The 16250-nt window shown below is 63.3% G+C and carries 15 protein-coding genes, 1 pseudogene and 1 riboswitch; of the genes and pseudogenes, 10 read left to right on the top strand and 6 right to left on the bottom strand.

What is annotated here, in order from left to right:
* Nucleotides 1–37 precede the first annotated feature (37 nt).
* A complete protein-coding gene (gene xylA / locus EOC94_RS13705; protein ID WP_127291097.1) occupies nt 38–1363 on the bottom strand; it encodes a xylose isomerase in 1326 nt (441 codons plus the stop codon).
* Between the two features lie 113 nt (nt 1364–1476).
* Here xylA and EOC94_RS13700 point away from each other — a divergent pair, with 113 nt between their 5' ends.
* Nucleotides 1477–1839, top strand: coding sequence for a nuclear transport factor 2 family protein (locus EOC94_RS13700; RefSeq protein WP_095484430.1), 363 nt, complete (start codon nt 1477–1479; stop codon nt 1837–1839).
* A gap of 194 nt (nt 1840–2033) precedes the next feature.
* On the opposite strand, the gene xylB is transcribed toward EOC94_RS13700, so the two are convergent.
* The 3 genes and pseudogenes from xylB to EOC94_RS13680 form a co-directional block, all read right to left on the bottom strand.
* A complete protein-coding gene (xylB, locus tag EOC94_RS13690) occupies nt 2034–3488 on the bottom strand; it encodes a xylulokinase (RefSeq protein WP_127291095.1) in 1455 nt (484 codons plus the stop codon).
* Nucleotides 3489–3569: 81 nt separating this feature from the next.
* A pseudogene (locus EOC94_RS13685) lies at nt 3570–4860 on the bottom strand (tetratricopeptide repeat protein).
* Between the two features lie 9 nt (nt 4861–4869).
* Nucleotides 4870–5493 carry a LysE family translocator gene (locus tag EOC94_RS13680; RefSeq protein WP_127291093.1) on the bottom strand — a complete coding sequence of 208 codons (624 nt, stop codon included), beginning with the start codon at nt 5491–5493 and terminating at the stop codon, nt 4870–4872.
* Nucleotides 5494–5698: 205 nt separating this feature from the next.
* Here EOC94_RS13680 and EOC94_RS13675 point away from each other — a divergent pair, with 205 nt between their 5' ends.
* The 6 genes from EOC94_RS13675 to EOC94_RS13650 all read left to right on the top strand — a co-directional run bounded on the left by EOC94_RS13675 (nt 5699) and on the right by EOC94_RS13650 (nt 11914).
* Nucleotides 5699–6472 carry a L,D-transpeptidase gene (locus EOC94_RS13675; RefSeq protein WP_127291091.1) on the top strand — a complete coding sequence of 258 codons (774 nt, stop codon included), beginning with the start codon at nt 5699–5701 and terminating at the stop codon, nt 6470–6472.
* 118 nt (nt 6473–6590) lie between these two features.
* Nucleotides 6591–7757 carry a diphosphate--fructose-6-phosphate 1-phosphotransferase gene (locus EOC94_RS13670; protein WP_127291089.1) on the top strand — a complete coding sequence of 389 codons (1167 nt, stop codon included), beginning with the start codon at nt 6591–6593 and terminating at the stop codon, nt 7755–7757.
* Between the two features lie 16 nt (nt 7758–7773).
* Nucleotides 7774–8499: an MBL fold metallo-hydrolase gene (locus tag EOC94_RS13665; RefSeq protein ID WP_127291087.1), complete on the top strand. Its 726-nt coding sequence runs from the start codon at nt 7774–7776 to the stop codon at nt 8497–8499.
* A gap of 421 nt (nt 8500–8920) precedes the next feature.
* Nucleotides 8921–10459: a DegQ family serine endoprotease gene (locus EOC94_RS13660; RefSeq protein WP_127291085.1), complete on the top strand. Its 1539-nt coding sequence runs from the start codon at nt 8921–8923 to the stop codon at nt 10457–10459.
* Nucleotides 10460–10559: 100 nt separating this feature from the next.
* A complete protein-coding gene (locus tag EOC94_RS13655) occupies nt 10560–11171 on the top strand; it encodes a molybdopterin-dependent oxidoreductase (protein WP_127291083.1) in 612 nt (203 codons plus the stop codon).
* Nucleotides 11168–11914 carry an FAD-binding oxidoreductase gene (locus EOC94_RS13650; RefSeq protein ID WP_127291081.1) on the top strand — a complete coding sequence of 249 codons (747 nt, stop codon included), beginning with the start codon at nt 11168–11170 and terminating at the stop codon, nt 11912–11914. Before EOC94_RS13655 ends, EOC94_RS13650 begins: the two co-directional genes overlap by 4 nt.
* Before the next feature lie 72 nt (nt 11915–11986).
* Here the strand turns inward: EOC94_RS13650 and EOC94_RS13645 are convergent, their stop codons facing one another.
* Nucleotides 11987–13087, bottom strand: a complete 1101-nt coding sequence (locus EOC94_RS13645; protein WP_126107274.1) for a hybrid-cluster NAD(P)-dependent oxidoreductase — start codon at nt 13085–13087, stop codon at nt 11987–11989.
* Between the two features lie 24 nt (nt 13088–13111).
* On the bottom strand, nt 13112–14359 hold the full coding sequence (locus EOC94_RS13640) for an aromatic ring-hydroxylating dioxygenase subunit alpha (RefSeq protein ID WP_126103957.1): 1248 nt from the start codon (nt 14357–14359) through the stop codon (nt 13112–13114).
* Between the two features lie 212 nt (nt 14360–14571).
* Nucleotides 14572–14774, bottom strand: a riboswitch (cobalamin riboswitch).
* 508 nt (nt 14775–15282) lie between these two features.
* On the opposite strand from EOC94_RS13640, the gene EOC94_RS13635 reads away from it, so the two are divergent.
* From EOC94_RS13635 to EOC94_RS13625, 3 genes are all read left to right on the top strand, one after another.
* Complete coding sequence (locus EOC94_RS13635; protein WP_127291079.1) at nt 15283–15486, top strand: DUF680 domain-containing protein; 204 nt, start codon at nt 15283–15285, stop codon at nt 15484–15486.
* Nucleotides 15487–15613: 127 nt separating this feature from the next.
* Nucleotides 15614–15835 carry a DUF680 domain-containing protein gene (locus tag EOC94_RS13630; protein WP_127206645.1) on the top strand — a complete coding sequence of 74 codons (222 nt, stop codon included), beginning with the start codon at nt 15614–15616 and terminating at the stop codon, nt 15833–15835.
* Between the two features lie 72 nt (nt 15836–15907).
* Nucleotides 15908–16144 (top strand): DUF680 domain-containing protein, encoded by a 237-nt coding sequence (locus EOC94_RS13625; protein ID WP_127291077.1) that lies wholly within the window; start codon nt 15908–15910, stop codon nt 16142–16144.
* The last annotated feature ends 106 nt before the right edge of the window (nt 16145–16250 follow it).

Genomic DNA, 16250 nt, shown 5'->3' with positions numbered 1-16250 from the left:
CCGGCGGATCAGTCAGGAAACCCGCCGGTACGGCACTTCAGACATAACGATTGACGATATTTTCGAGCAGTTCCTGGCGGCCGGATCTGGGCTGCGGCTCGATCTTTTTCTTGACGACGCGCTCGGCAATTTCCTCCAGCGTGCGCTTGCCCGAAAGCATTGCCTTGGCCTCGGCGGAGTTCCAGCCGGCATAGCGTTCGGCCAGTGGTCCCGACAGCGCCTTGTCCTCGACCATGCGCGCGGCGGCCTTGAGGCCGCGTGCGCAGCAATCCATGCCGCCAATATGCGCGATCAAAAGATCCTGCGGATCGAGCGACTGACGCCTCAGCTTGGCGTCGAAATTGGTGCCGCCGGTCTTGAAGCCGCCGGCCTGCAGGACATGATAATAGGCCAGCGCCATCTCCGGCACATTGTTGGGGAACTGGTCGGTGTCCCAGCCCGACTGGTAGTCGTTGCGGTTCATGTCGATCGAGCCGAAGATGCCGAGCGCATTGGCCAGCGCCAGTTCATGCTCGAAGGAATGGCCGGCCAGGATCGCATGGCCCTGTTCGATGTTGAGCTTGACCTCCTTCTCAAGTCCGAAGCGTTTCAGGAAGCCGTAGACCGTGGCGACGTCATAGTCGTACTGGTGTTTTGTGGGCTCCTGCGGCTTCGGCTCGATCAGGATGGTGCCCTTGAAGCCAATCCTGTGCTTGTAGTCGACGACCAGGTTGAGGAAGCGGCCAGCCTGTTCCTGCTCGCGGGCAAGATCGGTGTTGAGCAGGGTCTCATAGCCCTCGCGGCCGCCCCACAGCACGTAGTTCTCGCCTTTCAGACGCTTGGTGACGTCAATGCAGCTTTTCACCGTCGCTGCCGCGTAGGCAAACACATCCGGATCGGGATTGGTGGCCGCCCCCGACATGAAGCGGCGATTGGAGAACAGGTTCGCTGTTCCCCAAAGCAGCTTGACGCCGGTCTGCTTCATCTTCGTCGCAAAGTAATCGGCGATCTCGTCGAGCCGCGCGGCACTTTCAGAAAAGTCTTTTCCTTCCGGCCGCACATCGGCATCGTGGAAGCAGAAGTAAGGCGCACCCAGCAGCGAAAACATCTCGAAGGCGACGTCGGCCTTGAGTTTGGCCAACTCCATCGTGTCGGTGCCGCCGGCCTTGGCAAACCATGGCCGCTCGAACGTCTGTCCGCCGAACGGATCGCCGCCCGGCCAGGCGAACGAATGCCAGTAAGCGACGGCAAAGCGCAGATGGTCCTCCAGCCGCTTGCCGGCGACCACCTCGTCTGGGTTGTAGAAGCGGTAGGCTAGCGGATTGGTAGAATCCGGTCCTTCGTATTTGATCGTCATGATGTCGCCGAAAAAGCCGCTGGTCATGTTTGTCTGTCCTCTCGCATGGTTCTGTCCTGATTACCTCAGGCGTAATTGGTTTCGCGCTGGCGCTGGGTGAAAAGGGTCGTGTCAAAGCCACTCAACAACGGAGACAGACCATGACCGACCTCAACACGATCGCCGAAAACTACATCACCGCCTGGAACGAGAGCGATGCGGCTCGCCGGCAAGCCTTGCTCAAGGCAACCTTCACCGAGGACGTCAGCTACCGCGACCCGATCATGCAGGGCGACGGCCATGACGGCGTCGCCGCTCTGATCGATGGCGTCCAGCAGCGTTTTGCCGGCTTCCGGTTTTCGTTGAAGGGCAAGCCGGACGGGTTTGGCGACACGATCCGCTTCTCGTGGAATCTCGGGCCGGAAGGCACTGATTCTGTCATCGAAGGCACCGACATCGGCGTCATCGAGAATGGCCGCTTGAAAAGCGTCACCGGCTTTCTCGACAAGGTTCCGGCGCAGTGAAGACTTCTGGGTAAGGCGGGCGCCAAGCACCCCCCTCGGGCCTGCCGGCCATCTCCCCCTCAAGGGGGGAGATGGGCTGTCTTTTCTGCTTTCGCCAATCACCGATCTCGCAAGACTGGCATAGCCGTCGACGCTGCCGATCTCCCCCCTTGAGGGGGAGATGGCCGGCAGGCCAGAGGGGGGTAAACCCTCGCTCACGCGGTTACAGCCCTGATCGCCGGATAAAGCGCCCGGTAGCGCTGATAGGCATCCGCATAGGCGTTGCTTAGCGCGGCGACCGGCTCGATGGTGGCATCGGTGGCCGGCGCCGTGCACACTCTGAGCGGATCGGCGCCTGTCGCCGCGATCATGCCGAGCCGGGCTGCACCGAAGGCAGCGCCGAAATCGCCGTCGGCGGGAACGTCGACGGGCAGGCCGAGCGCGGTGGCGATGGCCTTCAGCCAGTAGCGCGAGCGCGAGCCGCCGCCGATCGCCGTCACCCGCGTCAGCGTCGTGCCGGCCTTGGCCAGGGCTTCGAGACTGTCCCGGAAGGCGAAAGCCACGCCCTCCAGCACGGCCTGGGTCAACACGGTACGGCTGGTTTCATGCGCGAGCCCGGTAAACGAGCCGCGAATGGCCGAGTCATTGTGGGGCGTGCGCTCGCCGGAGAGATAGGGCAGGAAGGACACGCCGGTCGGCGCCTTCAGCGCATCGCCGAGTTCGGCGGTCAGCTCGCCGGGCCCTTTCCCTGATATCTCCGACAGCCAGTTGAGCGAATCGGTTGCCGACAGGATGACACCCATCTGGTGCCAGGTGCCGGGCAGCGCATGGCAGAACGTGTGCACCGCGCTTTCCGGGTTTGGCAGATAGGACGCGTTGGCGGCGAACAGCACGCCTGACGTGCCAAGCGAGACGAAGGCCTGGCCGGCTGCGACCGTGCCCATGCCGCAGGCCGAGGCCGCATTGTCGCCCGCGCCGCCGGCGATCGGGATGCCGGCCTGCATCCCCCATTTCGAGGCCAATTCGCTGCGCAAGGCGCCAGCCTTCTCAGTGCCTTCGACCAGCGACGGCATCTGCTTCTCATCAAGCGACGTGGCAGTGAGCAGGTCGGAAGACCAGCCTCGCTTGCCGACATCGAGCCAGGATGTGCCGGCCGAGTCAGACATTTCCGAAATGTGTTCGCCGGAAAGCCAGAGCCGCAGGAAATCCTTCGGCAGCAGGACCTTTGCCACCTTGGCGAAAATATCAGGCTCGTTGTTTTTCACCCAGACCAGCTTTGGCGCGGTGAAACCGGGGAAGACGATGTTGCCGGTGAGCTTGCGAAAGCGCGGATCGGCGTCGAGCTTGGCCGCCTCGGCATGGCTGCGCGTATCGTTCCACAGGATGCAGGGACGCAGCACCTGGTCGCCGGCGTCGAGCAAGGTGGCGCCATGCATTTGGCCGGACAGGCCTATGCCCTTCACGGCGGCGAGCTGCCCTGGATGCGATGCCTTGAGCTCGGCGATCGCTTCCTCGCAGGCGCGGATCCAGTCGGCGGGATTTTGCTCCGACCAACCGGGATGCGGCCGCGACACGTCGAGTGAAGCATGGCCGGAGCCGATGACGGTCTGCCCGGCATCGATCAAAAGCGCCTTGACGCCCGACGTGCCCAGATCGAGGCCGAGATACATGGTGTCCTCCCAATGCCATTAATTTTTTCGGATCTCGAAAAAATCTGACTTGGCAGTTTTTAAGACAAGATCCGCCTCCGGTCAATTCTCCGACAAATCGGCCGCCCGCCGCGAGAACAGTGCCGACAGCGGACTGTCCGGCCGCGCCAGCGCTCGTTCCGCAGCAAGCGCCCTTGCCAACGCTAGGTCACCGGAACGCAGCGCCGCCTCGATCAGCGTCAGGTCGATGACGTCGCGTTGCGCGTGGCTGCCGCCGAAGCGGTGGGCAATCGCCCGGATTGGCCGGATGAGGCGCACTGTCGGCGAGCGTCAGGGGATGGCCGACGTCCCGGGTGAAGGCGGCGTTGTCGTCGTTGCCGTGCATGGCCTCGCGCTGCGCCTCGAGCAAGGTGCGAACCGGCGCTTCTTGGCCGGCGCCGACGAAGGCCATCATCGCGTGGGCATCGTTGAAGGCATAGTTGCCGGCGCTTGCCTTGGCCCAGTTGGCGGCAAGCGCCGCCCAGCGATCGCCGATATCGACGCCGCCGAGATGCAATCGCCACAGGATCGCCGAGGCGTCGACCATATTGAGCGCCAGCGTCGAGCGCTCGCCGTAGATCGGCCCATCATAAAGCGCCAGCACCTGGTCGGTCTCGCCGAGATCGTAGTGGAACAGCGCCAGATGCCACCAATTGTGCACTTGCAGGAAGCTCTCTTGCGTCCACGCTTCGGGGTTGGCGCGCATCCAAGCGATGCCGTCCTTTTGCCGGCTCTGCATCTCCATGACATGGGCGACGGCGTGCTGCGCCCAGCCGTCGCGCGGCTCGATGTCGACTGCTGCGCGGCCAAGCTTTTCGGCGCGCGCATAGTCGCCCATTTCCTCCAGCCCGAACGCCTGCATGCCGAGTATGGCGTGATAGCCGGGCATGCCGTTCTGCCACGACGGCAGCGCGCGGCCGATGCGGTCGCGCAGCATGCGGGCGTTGCCGGTGAAGAAATCGATCTGGTGCCCGGTCTGCAGCGCCAGCGCGTCGAGCGGAAACTCGATCGCGATATCCTCGAGCAGACGGGCGGCTTCATGCCAGCGTCCTGCTGCAAGATGGCCGAGTGCTGCGACGTGCGCCTGCTCACGCGTCGTCGCGGCAAGCGGCAGCGCCGCCTCGTGGCATGTCCTGGCCACAGCAGTCGCCTCGCGCTCGGTGGCGAGGCCGAAGAGATAGCCCTTGAACACATGCGCCATGACGAAGCCGGGATCCTCGGCGATGGCTCGGTCGACCGAGCCGACCGGATCGCCGATGAAGCATTGCAGTTCGCGGACAGCTTGGCTGTAGGGCGAGAACCCGGCTTCGGTCGCGCCCGAAAAAGTCAGGCCGAATGCGTCCCTGACTGCCATGTCATGTCCTCAATTGCCCGAGCGCATCGCCACCGTGGCGATGCCGGCGCCGACCAGCAGCGTGCCGCCGGTGCGGTTGAAGATACGGATCGCCCGGGGATTGCGCACCACGTTGCGCGCCCTTGCGGCGATCAGCGCATAGCCGAAGGCATTGGCGAAGGCGAGCGCCAGGAAGGTGGTTTCGAAGATCAGCATCTGCGTCCAGAAACCGCCATGCCGGTCGAGGAACTGCGGCAAGAAGGCGACGAAGAAGGTGATGCTTTTCGGGTTGAGCGCGGTGACCAGCCAGGCATGCGCCATCATCTTGGCCGACGACACCGCATCCAGGCGCGGCTCGGCCCTGAGCGTGCCACCGGCGCGAAACAGCTTTACGCCGAGATAGATCAGATAGCCGGCGCCGATCACCTTCAGCACCGTGAACACGGTGGCCGACGCCGCCAGCAGCGCGCCGATGCCCAGCATCGACAGCGTCATCGCCGTGAGGTCGCCAAACGCCACGCCGACCGCCATCGGCAGCGCCGTGCGCCAGCCCTGGCCGAGCGCATAGGACACGACCAGAAGGATGGTCGGGCCGGGAATGACAAGAAGGATCGTCGAGGCCGCGGCAAAGGCGGCCCAGTTTTCGAAGGACATGCTCGTCTCCTTGAGCTCAAAGAAGAGGATAAATCCTCGACCCCGCGAAGATGTAAAGGGGCAGCATTGAAATAGACGGCACGACGGGCTCGGCCAGAGGTTAAGGTAGGGCAAGACGTCTTCACGCTTTTTCAACCATGATTGGTGAAAATACCATCGATCCGGCCGGACCGTGTTTCCCGCCGATAGCGTAGGGTTTGGGTACATGCGTGAGTTGCCGCAAGGTCTGACGCCGCCGTACAATGGCGACGCCGTCGAAATCGAAATTTCCGAAAACCAGCTTTCCCGCCGCGCGGTGTTGTCCGGCGCCGGTGCGCTGGCGCTGCTCGGGGTTGCCGGCTGCAGCCAGACGCTCGATTTGCCATCGCTGCAGCTCGACGGCGTCACCACTGGCGCGATCACCCCTATCCGCCCGAGCATCAGCGTCGACAAGAACATCACCGGCCCTGGTGTGATGTATGCCTCCGTCACCGATGGCGGCTTCACGCTGCCGGAAGTGCCCTACCTCAAGGTCAAGCCGGAATTCCGCCGCCAGATCGTCGTCGACCCGACCGGCGAGCAGCCCGGCACCATCGTCGTCCATTCGCAGGAGCGGCTGCTCTATCTGGTGCAGCCCGGCGGTGACGCGATCCGTTACGGCGTCGGCATCGGCAAGGAAGGCTTCCGCTGGTCCGGCCGCGCCAACATCCAGTACGGCAAGGAATGGCCGGTCTGGACGCCGCCGGCCGAGATGATTGCCCGCAAGCCGGAGCTGGTGAAATGGCAAGGCGGACAACCCGGCGGCCTCGAAAATCCGCTCGGCGCGCGCGCCCTCTACATCTATCAGAATGGCCAGGACACCGGCTACCGCATCCACGGCTCGCCCGAATGGTGGAGCATCGGCCAGGCGATGTCGTCCGGCTGCGTTCGCCTGATCAACCAGGACATCATCGACCTCTACAGCCGCGTCTCCAGGAAGAACCCGGTCGTCGTCGTCTGACCCTCCCGGTTGTCGTCTGACTTCATAGCGGCTGGCGCGGCCGCTCGACTCTCCCGTTGCGTGATCTCGCAAGACAGGCGAATGTGCCTGCAAAGCCACTGCTCGGGAGACGTGAAGCATGTCCGGAACTTTTGTGATCGCGCAAGGCGGCGGCCCGACCGCCGTCATCAACCAGACGATGGTGGGCGCCGCGCTCGAGATCCGCAAGCGGCATCCCGGCGCCAAGGTTTTAGGCTCCATCCATGGCGTGCGGGGCATTCGTGACGGCAACTATGTCGATCTTTCCGCCATTGCCGAGGACCGGTTGCGGCTGATCGGGGCAACGCCGAGCGCCGCCCTTGGCTCGACCCGCGACAAGCCGGATGCCGCCTATTGCGAGGTCATCCTCAACGGCCTGAAGAAGGCCGGCGCCGACGCCTTCATCTACATCGGCGGCAACGACACGTCGGGCACGCAGCAGATCCTGACCGACGCCGCCGGCGGCAAGATGGCTTTCGTCCATGCGCCGAAAACCATCGACAACGATCTCGAGGAGAACGACCACACGCCCGGCTTCATTTCGGCGGCCGAGTTTGTCGCCGGCGCCTTTCTCTCGGTCGACCTCGATTTCCGTGCCCTGCCCGGCATCTATGTCGGCATCGTCATGGGCCGGCACGCCGGTTTCCTCACCGCCGCCGCTGCCGCATGGCAGCTTGACCCCGACAGCGGCCCGCATCTCGTCTATGTGCCGGAGCGCCCGTTCTCGGCTGCGGCCTTCATCGACGATGTTCGCGCCACGCTCGATCGCCATAAGCGCTGTATCGTCGCCGTCTCCGAAGGCGTCAGCACCGCCGACGGCAAGGCGCTAGTCGAAAGTCTGGTGCCGCCGGACAAACTGGAGCGCGATGCGCATGGCAACGTCAAGCTGTCGGGCAGCGACCTGCCGGCCGCTCTCGAGCGTGCGCTGGCCGAAGGATTGCCGGGCAAGCGGGCGCGCGTCGATGCGCTCGGCTACATGCCGCGCGGCTATGTCGGCGCCATCAGCGCCGTCGATGCGCAGGAAGCCTTCGACGCCGGCGCTTTCGCCGTCAAGGTGGCGGAGGAGGGCGGCGGATCGGTAGCGCTGCAATATGACGGCAAGAAAACCGTGCTGAGGAAAGTGCCGCTGAAAAACGTCGCCGGCAAGACGCGCCACATGCCCGACGATTTCATGCTGCCGGATGTCAACCAGCTCTCCGATGCGGGCATGGCCTATCTGAAGCGCCTGGTCCCCGAAAAATACAAGGTCGGGAAGCCGTTCGTCTGATGCCGGATATCTCCTGATGCTTGACTGGTTCAGCAAGACGGAAGTCGACGCCCATACGACGATGCTGACCGAGCCGTTCGTGCATGATTTCGTGCGCGCCAATATCTGGCATCTGCGCGGCCGCGACGTCGACCTGCTCGTCGACACCGGCATGGGCATCCGGCCGCTGGCGCCTGAGATCGACACGCCTGACGGCAAGCCGCTGCTCGTCGTCGCCACCCATATCCATCTCGACCATGTCGGCTCGCTGCACGAATTCCCGTTGCGGGCAGGGCCGAGGATGAGTGCCGCGCATTTCGACAGCATGGACGAGGCGGTCACCTACGCCCACATGTTCCACGATCTCGACGGCGCCGTCTCCAAGCTGCCGGCGCCCGGCTGGAAAGCAGCCGATTACAAAATCCCACCGGCGCCGCTGACGCGGACGCTTGACGAGGGCGATCTGGTCGACCTCGGCGATAGGCGGTTCCGCGTGCTGCATCTGCCTGGCCATTCGCCTGATTCGATCGCGCTGTTCGATGAGGCCGACGGCCTGTTCTTCGCCGGCGACGCCATCTACGACGCCATGCTGATCGACGACCTGCCGGATTCCGATCGCGTCGCCTATCGCCGAACTATGCAGCGGCTGCTCGACCTGCCGATACGCGTCGGCCACGGCGGCCACGGCCCGAGCTTCGACGCCAAACGGATGCGCGAGATCGCTAACGGCTATCTCAGGCGGACTGACGGGATCGGCGCATAGGAGGCTCCGGCAGGACGGGAAGAGATGCGGGCAGGCGCCGTCGGCGAAGCTGCTGATCTCCTCCGCAAGGGGGGAGATTGGATGCCGCCACGGCTTTCGCCAGTCGTCAACGCCGGAAGCAGGGCCAGAGGTGTTCATGCTCTTTTGCCGGGTCGGTGCTGATTGCGCCAGCGACCCGCCGTTGAGGCGGGTTTTTTGTTTTCGGGTTTCGGCGCCATCGCGGCAGGCCGGTGCCAGGCCGTTATATTAAATCTTCGTAATATCATCTGGAAACCACGATCGCCGCCCTAGATGCGGGGGCTGTCGATCGGTCGGCTGCCTGCCAGGCGAGACAGGCAAGGCGACCCTCGACACGCCGAATGGGCGGTTTCCCAGCCGGAACGCCACGGTGCCCGACCAATTTCTCGCCCGGACAACGGCCATGTCACCCATCCACATTCTTCGCAGACATCGCGTCGCCGCCTTGCTGGGCGCCGCATTGATCGTCAGCCCTTTCATCCTGCCGCTCGCCCCCAAGCTGAATGGCGCCCTGGCAGAAACAGTGACCCCTCCCGTCACCGGCATGACGGTGCCCAATGGATCGTTCGCCCCGATCGTGGCGGCCGACAAGCCGGCAGTGGTGACGATCACCACCGTCATGAAGGCACAGTCGGAGACCATGAGCGACGCTGCTCCCTTCGGCGACGGTTCACCCTTCGACGACTATTTCCGCCAGTTCTTCGGCGACCAGGGGCTGCCCGGCCCCAGGACCCCGCCGCAGCAGCAGGCGCCTCGCGCAGAGGCGCTCGGCTCCGGCTTCATTGTCGCAGCTGACGGCACCATCGTCACCAACAATCACGTCATCGATGGCGCCACGTCGATCAAGGTGACGCTCGACGACGGCACCGAGCTTCCCGCCGAGCTGGTCGGCCGCGACGCCAAGAACGACCTCGCCGTCCTCAAGATCAAATCCGACAAGACTTTGCCGACCGTCAAATGGGGCGATTCCGACAAGCTCATGCCGGGCGACCAGGTGCTCGCTTTCGGCAATCCGTTCGGCCTCGGCACCACGGTTACATCAGGCATCGTCTCGGCGCGCGGCCGCGATCTGCACAGCGGGCCGTTTGACGACTTCATTCAGATCGACGCACCGATCAACCACGGCAATTCCGGCGGTCCGCTGATGGATGTGAGCGGCAACGTCGTCGGCATCAACACGGCAATCTTTTCGCCGAATGGCGGCAGCGTCGGCGTCGGCTTCGCCATCCCGTCGGACCAGGCGCAAAAGGTGGTCGCCAAGCTGATGAAGGGCGGCTCCATCCAATATGGCTATCTCGGCGTCCAGATTCAGCCGGTGACGCCCGACGTGGCGAGCGCCGTCGGCCTCGGTCAGCCCAGCGGTGCGCTGGTTTCCGAGGTCAGCGACGGCTCGCCGGCGGCAAAAGCCGGGATTGAGACCGGCGACGTCGTCACCAGCTTCGCCGGTCAGCAGATAAAGGATCCCAAGGACCTGTCGCGTGCCGTTGCCGATGTCTCGCCCGGCGAGACGGAAACGCTGGGTGTCTGGCGTAAAGGGCAGAATGTGAAGATTTCCGTCGATGTCGGGCGCAATGGAGACGATGTGGAGACGGCATCGGCCGGCGGCGGACCAGAGACACCGTCCGCACAGCAAGGCCTTCGTGCTCCTGCGATCGGCCTCGGCCTGATGGACGTCACCCCGGATGTCCGACAGGCGATGAACCTGGCGCCCAACCAGCGCGGCGCGCTGGTCGAGAGCGTCAATCCTGACAAGGCGGCCTCGGCTTCCGGGATCCAGCCGGGCGACATCATCATCGCCGTCAATCAGGCGCCGGTGAGGGACGCCAGGCAGGCGGACCAGGCGATCGCGCAGGCCGGAAAGGCTGGCAAGAAGTCCGTGCTCCTGCTCGTCGAACGGGGCGACGCGCAGATCTTCGTCGCCGTGCCCTTCGCCGCCGGCTGAAGCGCATTGGCGCGAGGTCGCGGCCAAGATTTCGGTTGCCCGTCAGAGCATCTTCGAGAAGACTAGCGCAGGTTGGCTTCAACCTGCATGGATTGTCTCGATGGTCACCCGCGGCTTCTCTTCAGGACGAAAGCCCCCGACGGATGCGGTTGCGCGCATCCCGCCGGGGCAGTATCTCGAGCAAGGGTTCCCGGTGCTGTCGGCCGGGCCGACGCCGCGTGTGCGCACCGAGGAGTGGTCGTTCACGCTCAAGCACGGACCGCGGCCGATCAAGAAGTGGAATTGGACGGAGTTCAACGCGCTGCCTTTGACCAAGATGACGCGCGACATTCATTGCGTCACCGCATGGACCAAGTTCGACACGGCGTGGCAAGGCGTGCTGGTCGACGATATTCTGGCGGATGCCGGCATCGAGCCGCCGACCGGCTTCACGCTGGCGCTGTCCTTCGACGGCTACACCACCAATGTGCCGACGAAGGACCTCACCGCCGGCAAGGCGATGGTGGCGCTGCTTTACGAAGGCAAGCCGATCACGCCGGACCATGGCGGCCCGGCGCGGCTGCTGGTTCCGCATCTCTATTTCTGGAAGTCGGCCAAATGGCTGAACGGGCTGCAGTTCACCGAGCGCGACGAGCCAGGTTTCTGGGAACTGCGTGGCTATCATATCTATGGCGACCCGTGGCGCGAGCAGCGCTATACGGGCGATCCATGAGCGACGGCCCGGCGGCGCAATCGCCCTGGCAGACGGTCACCATCACCCGCATCGAAAAGCGCACGCCGCGCGTCACCAGCTTTTTTCTCCGGCCGTCACGGCCCTTCGCCTATTGTGCCGGGCAGCATGTCGATGTCAGGCTGACGGCGCCGGATGGCTATCAGGCGCGCCGTTCCTACTCCATTGCCTCGGCGCCGGAAGCCGGCGAGACGATCGAGCTGGCGATCGAAAGGCTCGATGATGGCGAGGTCTCGCCATTCTTCCACGAGGTCGCGGCAGTCGGCGACGAGGTCGAGCTGCGCGGACCGCTCGGCGGACACTTTGTCTGGTCCGACAGTGACGGCGGCCCGCTTCTGCTGGTCGGCGGCGGGTCGGGCGTGGTGCCGCTGATGGCGATGATCCGCCATCGCGCCGCACGCAAATCGGCGGTGCCTGCCACGCTGGTGTTTTCCGCACGGATCTGGGACGAGGTGATCTTTCGCGACGAGCTGATCGATTTCCATGATCGCCGGGACGGCTTCGATCTGGTGCTGACGCTGACGCGCGAGCCGGCCCGGCGCCCGGCGGACTATTCTCGGCGGATCGACGTTGCAATGATAGAGCAATCGATGGTGCGGCTGCCCACGCCACCAAGGTTCGCCTTTGTCTGCGGCTCGAATGCCTTCGTGTCGGCCGCCGCCCAGGCGCTGATCGATGCCGGCGTTCCGGCAAGCCTCATCCGCACCGAGCGCTACGGGGTCTAATGCATGTCGCGCAACAACCTAAAGCGCGTCGCATAAGGCCGGTCAAAACGCGACGCGCTTTAGGGCCGCCGGTCATGCCTCGATCTCGATCGCCGTCAGCGGCTTCGAACAGCAGGCAAGGATGAAGCCGTCGTCGATCTCGTGATCGAGGATGCCGCCATTGTGGCTCATCTCGACCGTGCCCGAGACCTTTTTCACCTTGCAGGTTCCGCACAGGCCGAACTCGCAGGCCGCCGGGATGCGCACGCCCGAAGCGCGCGCCGTCTGCAGCACGGTCTGGCCGGCAACGCAGTCGGCATCGACATCCGAAAGCGAAAAGCGGATTGGCGTTGCGGCTTCGGCAGGTATTTCGACCCCACCCTCTGCCGGCGAACCGAACGGGGCCGGTATTTCCTCCACCATCGGGGCCGCAAAGCTCTCCTGATGATAGTTGCCCATGTCGAAGCCGGTGGCCTCCAGCATCTGCCGCACCGCACGCATAAACGGGTCGGGGCCGCAGCAGAAGATTTCGCGCTCGCGGAAGTCTGGCGCCAGCAGCGGCAGCCGTATCGCGTCGATCCGGCCCATATGGCCGAACCAACCCTCGCGGCTGGACCGTTCCTCGATCATGAAGCCAAGCGTCAGACCCGGCATGCGGCTGCCGAGCAGTTCGAGCTCCTTGCGGAAGATGATCTCCTCGGGCTTTCGCGCGCAGTTGACGAAGCCGACATCGGTCCATGGCGCGCAGTCGTTCAGCCAGCGCAGCATTGACATCATCGGCGTCACGCCGGAGCCGGCCGAAATGAACAGATACTTGGCCGCGGGATGGCTGTGCAGCGAAAAGTCACCCGTCGGACCATAGGCCCTCACGTGAACGCCGGGCTTCAGATTGTCGAACATCCAGCGCGTGCCGAGACTGCCGGCTTGCGCCTTCACCGTCACCGCGATCGAGAACGGCCGCGACGGCGAGGAAGACAGCGTATAGGTCCGCATCAGCGGGCCGTCGGAGGTCGGCAGTTCCAGCGTCACGAATTGGCCCGGCTTATAGCGGAACCAGGTCTGGTTGTCGGAGCGGAAGGTGAAGGTCTTCACGTCGGGCGCCTCGTCGCTGACGCCGATCACCTCCAGCACCTGCAGCCGGTCGTTCCAGGGCGCCATTTCGTCGAGATGGCGATAGAGCCCGAGGTCCGTCATCGCATTCATCCCTCTCACCTTTCTCTAGGCGACGCTGCGCAACGCCGGCCGGCCGTCCTCGGCAAGGCGCGGTCCGATGAAGGAGGCGTACCATTCGACGAACTGGATGACGCCGCCCTCATGCAGTTCCGAATAAGGGCCGGGCTCATAGGCCGGCGACAGGATGCCGAAGGCGTTTTCCTCGACGATGCGGCGGTCCTGGTCGTTGGTCTCGGTCCATACATGGGTGAGTTCGGCAAGGTCGTAATCGACGCCTTCGACCGCGTCCTTATGGACGAGCCATTTGGTTGTCACGGCGGTTTCCGTGGCGCTGATCGGCAACACGCGGAAGGTGACGGCATGATCGCCGAGGATGTGGTTCCAGGTCGTCGGATAGTGGTAGAGCAGCAGCGAGCCGACACGGTCGGTCGAAACGCTGTCGGAAAGGTTCTTCTTCACCGCGCGCCTTCCCGTCATCGTATAGCTGACGGCGTCGCGCAGCAGCGGTGCGCGGGTGGCGCGATATTGCCCAGCCGGATCGATGCGGAACTTGCTCGGCAGGCCCGCCGCCTCGCATTTGGCCCAGTGCGCCAGCATCTCAGGATCGCTGTCGGCGCCCTGCACGCCGGTAACGGTCGGTGCTTCCGGGAATGTCTTGCACAGTTCCGGATGGTTGCCGGCGCAATGGTAGCACTCGCGGTTGTTTTCCCAGACGAGCTTCCAGTTGCCCTTCTCGACGATGGTCGATTCGAAGGCGACCTTTGCCTCGCGCAGTCGGTGCGGCAGGAGGTAAGGCTCGATCATGGCGCGCATCGGCGCGAAATCCGCCGGCTCCTTGGCCAGGCAGATGAAAATGTAGCCGCCGACACTTTCGCAAGCCACCGGCTTGAGGCCGAACTGGCTCTTGTCGAAGCCATCCGCCATCTGGCGAGCGAACAAAAGCCGGCCGTCCAGCTCATAGGTCCACTGGTGATAGGGGCAGACGAGCTTTGCCGCCGTGCCCTTGTCGGCGTTGCAGACGCGGCTGCCGCGATGCCGGCAGGAATTGTGGAAGGCATTGATCTTGCCTTGCTGGTCGCGGACCAGCACGACCGGATAATCGCCGATCTGGGCGGTGATGTAGCTGCCCGGCTTCGGCAACTCGCAATCGTGGCCGATGAACAGCCAATCGCGATACCAGATCAGCTCCATGTCGAGCTTGAAGAAATCGGGATCGGTGTAGAAGGGCTGCTCGAGCGAATAGCCTTGCCTGCGGCCGTGCAAGAGCCTCAGCATGTCGTTGCGCGAATCCATGTCCTGTCCTCATAGCCGTCGCATCGGCCCGAAATCGGAATCGATTCGGAAAGCACGATGCGCAATTCAAAGTCTTGGAGCGTACTTTATGCGTCCAGATGGACGCATGTCGCTCCAAAGACTGAACTGGTGGTGATTGAGGAAGGATCGCTTGCACGCCGGCGACAGGCCAGACATGCATCATCCACCTCTTGACCGCCCACCGCGATCAGTCGAGTCTAGACACCTCGGGCTGGTTTCCGGGCTCTGGAGTGTCCTTGCGGACAGTCGCGACACCTTCCCAGGCTTGTGGCCCAGTGGTCTCCCGTTGCGACTTGAACTCCACCACCGTTGCGGGGGCAGCGCCGGGATTTGACCGGCTTCCCAATTCTCCGCTTCGTCGTCACCAAGCGGCACCTGAGATGGCGTCATCTAATCATGACGGCCAGCTGACTGTCGGCATGAAAGCGACATCGTATCCATGCGGCGCGACACGGCCCGCGAAACGTGCAGGTTGGTAATTGCAGGGCTGAAACCCATTTTTTCGGCCACCATTGTCGGCCGCCGTGACATCGAATTCCGACCCGCGGCGGAGGCAAAGAAGGCTAACAGTTTCCAAAAGTGACTATTAGCCGCTTCTAAAATCGAACCGAACGGTTCGTTTCTGTTGACAATGCGTGCATGACGCTGTGAACGCAGGTCCGCCAATCCGTCAAATCGTCAAATGGCGACTTTGGCATAAACCTTTGAAAATAAAAGATAAAGCAGCGCCTGTAGAAGCGTCTGGTACAATTTCAAGGTGTAGATTCTTGGTCCACACGGAACAACTTCGTGATTGGAATCTGCGGGATGGCCTTCCCACATCGGGGCTGTCCGAACGACGCGAATTCCTTCCAAGACACGCCGCTAGCCGGACGGAAAACTAAGATACTGGAGTACCAAAAATGAAAAAGATTGCTCTTACTGCCGTCGCCGTTCTGGCCATCACCGGCAGCGCCTTTGCCGGCAGCGACCATTATGGGTCCAACGGCGCCAACCAGCCGACCGCTGCGGTCGACAGCTCGTACACTGCTTCCAGTCAGAAGCCGGCTCACGCTGAAAAGCCCGCCGTCCAGGGCGCCGACCGCAACCTTTTCGGCAACAATTAACAGCTGATCCCAGACCATGATCCCGAAAAGTGGAAACCGGTTTTCGGAAAAGATCATGGTCAAACAAGAAGACGGAGCGGCGGCAGGTCCGCCGCTGGGGATCTTTAGAAATTCAGGAGTATTGGAAATGAAGAAGATTGTTCTTGCCACCGCCGCCATTCTGGCCATCTCCGGCAGCGCTTTTGCCGGTAGCGACAACTATGGATCGAACGGCGCCAACCAGCCGGCCGCTGCGGCCGACAGCTCGTACACGGCTTCGGTTCAGAATTCCGCTTCGGCGCAGAATCCGGTTCCGTCCGACGAGAAACCCGTCCACGGCAGCGACCGTAACCTCTTCGGCAACAACTAACAGCCAGTTCCAACAGCAGCGGCGGCATTTGCCTGCCGCGCTGATGGGATACGAAAATCCAGGAGCACTGAAATGAAGAAGATCGTTCTTACCGCCGCCGCGCTTTTGCTTGCTGCCGGCAGCGCCTTTGCCAACAACGACAATGTTGGCGGGACCGACATCAACAAGCAGGCGACCGTCAACGTCGACAACACGCAGACGTCTTCGGTACGCAACACCGGCTCGCCGGTCTACAAGCTGCTCAATTCGTCGGGCGACGTACAGAAGTCCGCCCCGCAAGGCAGCGACCGGAACCTGTTCGGCCGCTAGCGCATCGGCCCGAAAATCGGAATCGATTTTCGGAAAGCACGATGCGTAGGTTCAAAGTGTTAGAGCGTACTTTGTGCGTCCACTTGGACGCACGTCGCTCTAACAG

This window comes from Mesorhizobium sp. M6A.T.Ce.TU.016.01.1.1, from assembly GCF_003997065.1.
GTDB lineage: Bacteria > Pseudomonadota > Alphaproteobacteria > Rhizobiales > Rhizobiaceae > Mesorhizobium > Mesorhizobium mediterraneum.
The sequence above is the reverse complement of the archived record's forward strand: the minus strand, read 5'-3'. Positions and strand labels throughout refer to the sequence as shown.

Excerpts from the sequence above, each read along its gene's own strand:
- xylA (WP_127291097.1), bottom strand. The coding sequence starts at position 1,363 with ATGACCAGCGGCTTTTTCGGCGACATCATGACGATCAAATACGAAGGA.
- EOC94_RS13680 (WP_127291093.1), bottom strand. The coding sequence starts at position 5,493 with ATGTCCTTCGAAAACTGGGCCGCCTTTGCCGCGGCCTCGACGATCCTT.
- EOC94_RS13625 (WP_127291077.1), top strand. The coding sequence starts at position 15,908 with ATGAAGAAGATCGTTCTTACCGCCGCCGCGCTTTTGCTTGCTGCCGGC.
- EOC94_RS13630 (WP_127206645.1), top strand. The coding sequence starts at position 15,614 with ATGAAGAAGATTGTTCTTGCCACCGCCGCCATTCTGGCCATCTCCGGC.
- EOC94_RS13665 (WP_127291087.1), top strand. The coding sequence starts at position 7,774 with ATGCTTGACTGGTTCAGCAAGACGGAAGTCGACGCCCATACGACGATG.
- EOC94_RS13675 (WP_127291091.1), top strand. The coding sequence starts at position 5,699 with ATGCGTGAGTTGCCGCAAGGTCTGACGCCGCCGTACAATGGCGACGCC.
- EOC94_RS13640 (WP_126103957.1), bottom strand. The coding sequence starts at position 14,359 with ATGGATTCGCGCAACGACATGCTGAGGCTCTTGCACGGCCGCAGGCAA.
- EOC94_RS13670 (WP_127291089.1), top strand. The coding sequence starts at position 6,591 with ATGTCCGGAACTTTTGTGATCGCGCAAGGCGGCGGCCCGACCGCCGTC.
- EOC94_RS13635 (WP_127291079.1), top strand. The coding sequence starts at position 15,283 with ATGAAAAAGATTGCTCTTACTGCCGTCGCCGTTCTGGCCATCACCGGC.
- EOC94_RS13645 (WP_126107274.1), bottom strand. The coding sequence starts at position 13,087 with ATGACGGACCTCGGGCTCTATCGCCATCTCGACGAAATGGCGCCCTGG.
- EOC94_RS13655 (WP_127291083.1), top strand. The coding sequence starts at position 10,560 with ATGGTCACCCGCGGCTTCTCTTCAGGACGAAAGCCCCCGACGGATGCG.
- xylB (WP_127291095.1), bottom strand. The coding sequence starts at position 3,488 with ATGTATCTCGGCCTCGATCTGGGCACGTCGGGCGTCAAGGCGCTTTTG.
- EOC94_RS13660 (WP_127291085.1), top strand. The coding sequence starts at position 8,921 with ATGTCACCCATCCACATTCTTCGCAGACATCGCGTCGCCGCCTTGCTG.
- EOC94_RS13700 (WP_095484430.1), top strand. The coding sequence starts at position 1,477 with ATGACCGACCTCAACACGATCGCCGAAAACTACATCACCGCCTGGAAC.
- EOC94_RS13650 (WP_127291081.1), top strand. The coding sequence starts at position 11,168 with ATGAGCGACGGCCCGGCGGCGCAATCGCCCTGGCAGACGGTCACCATC.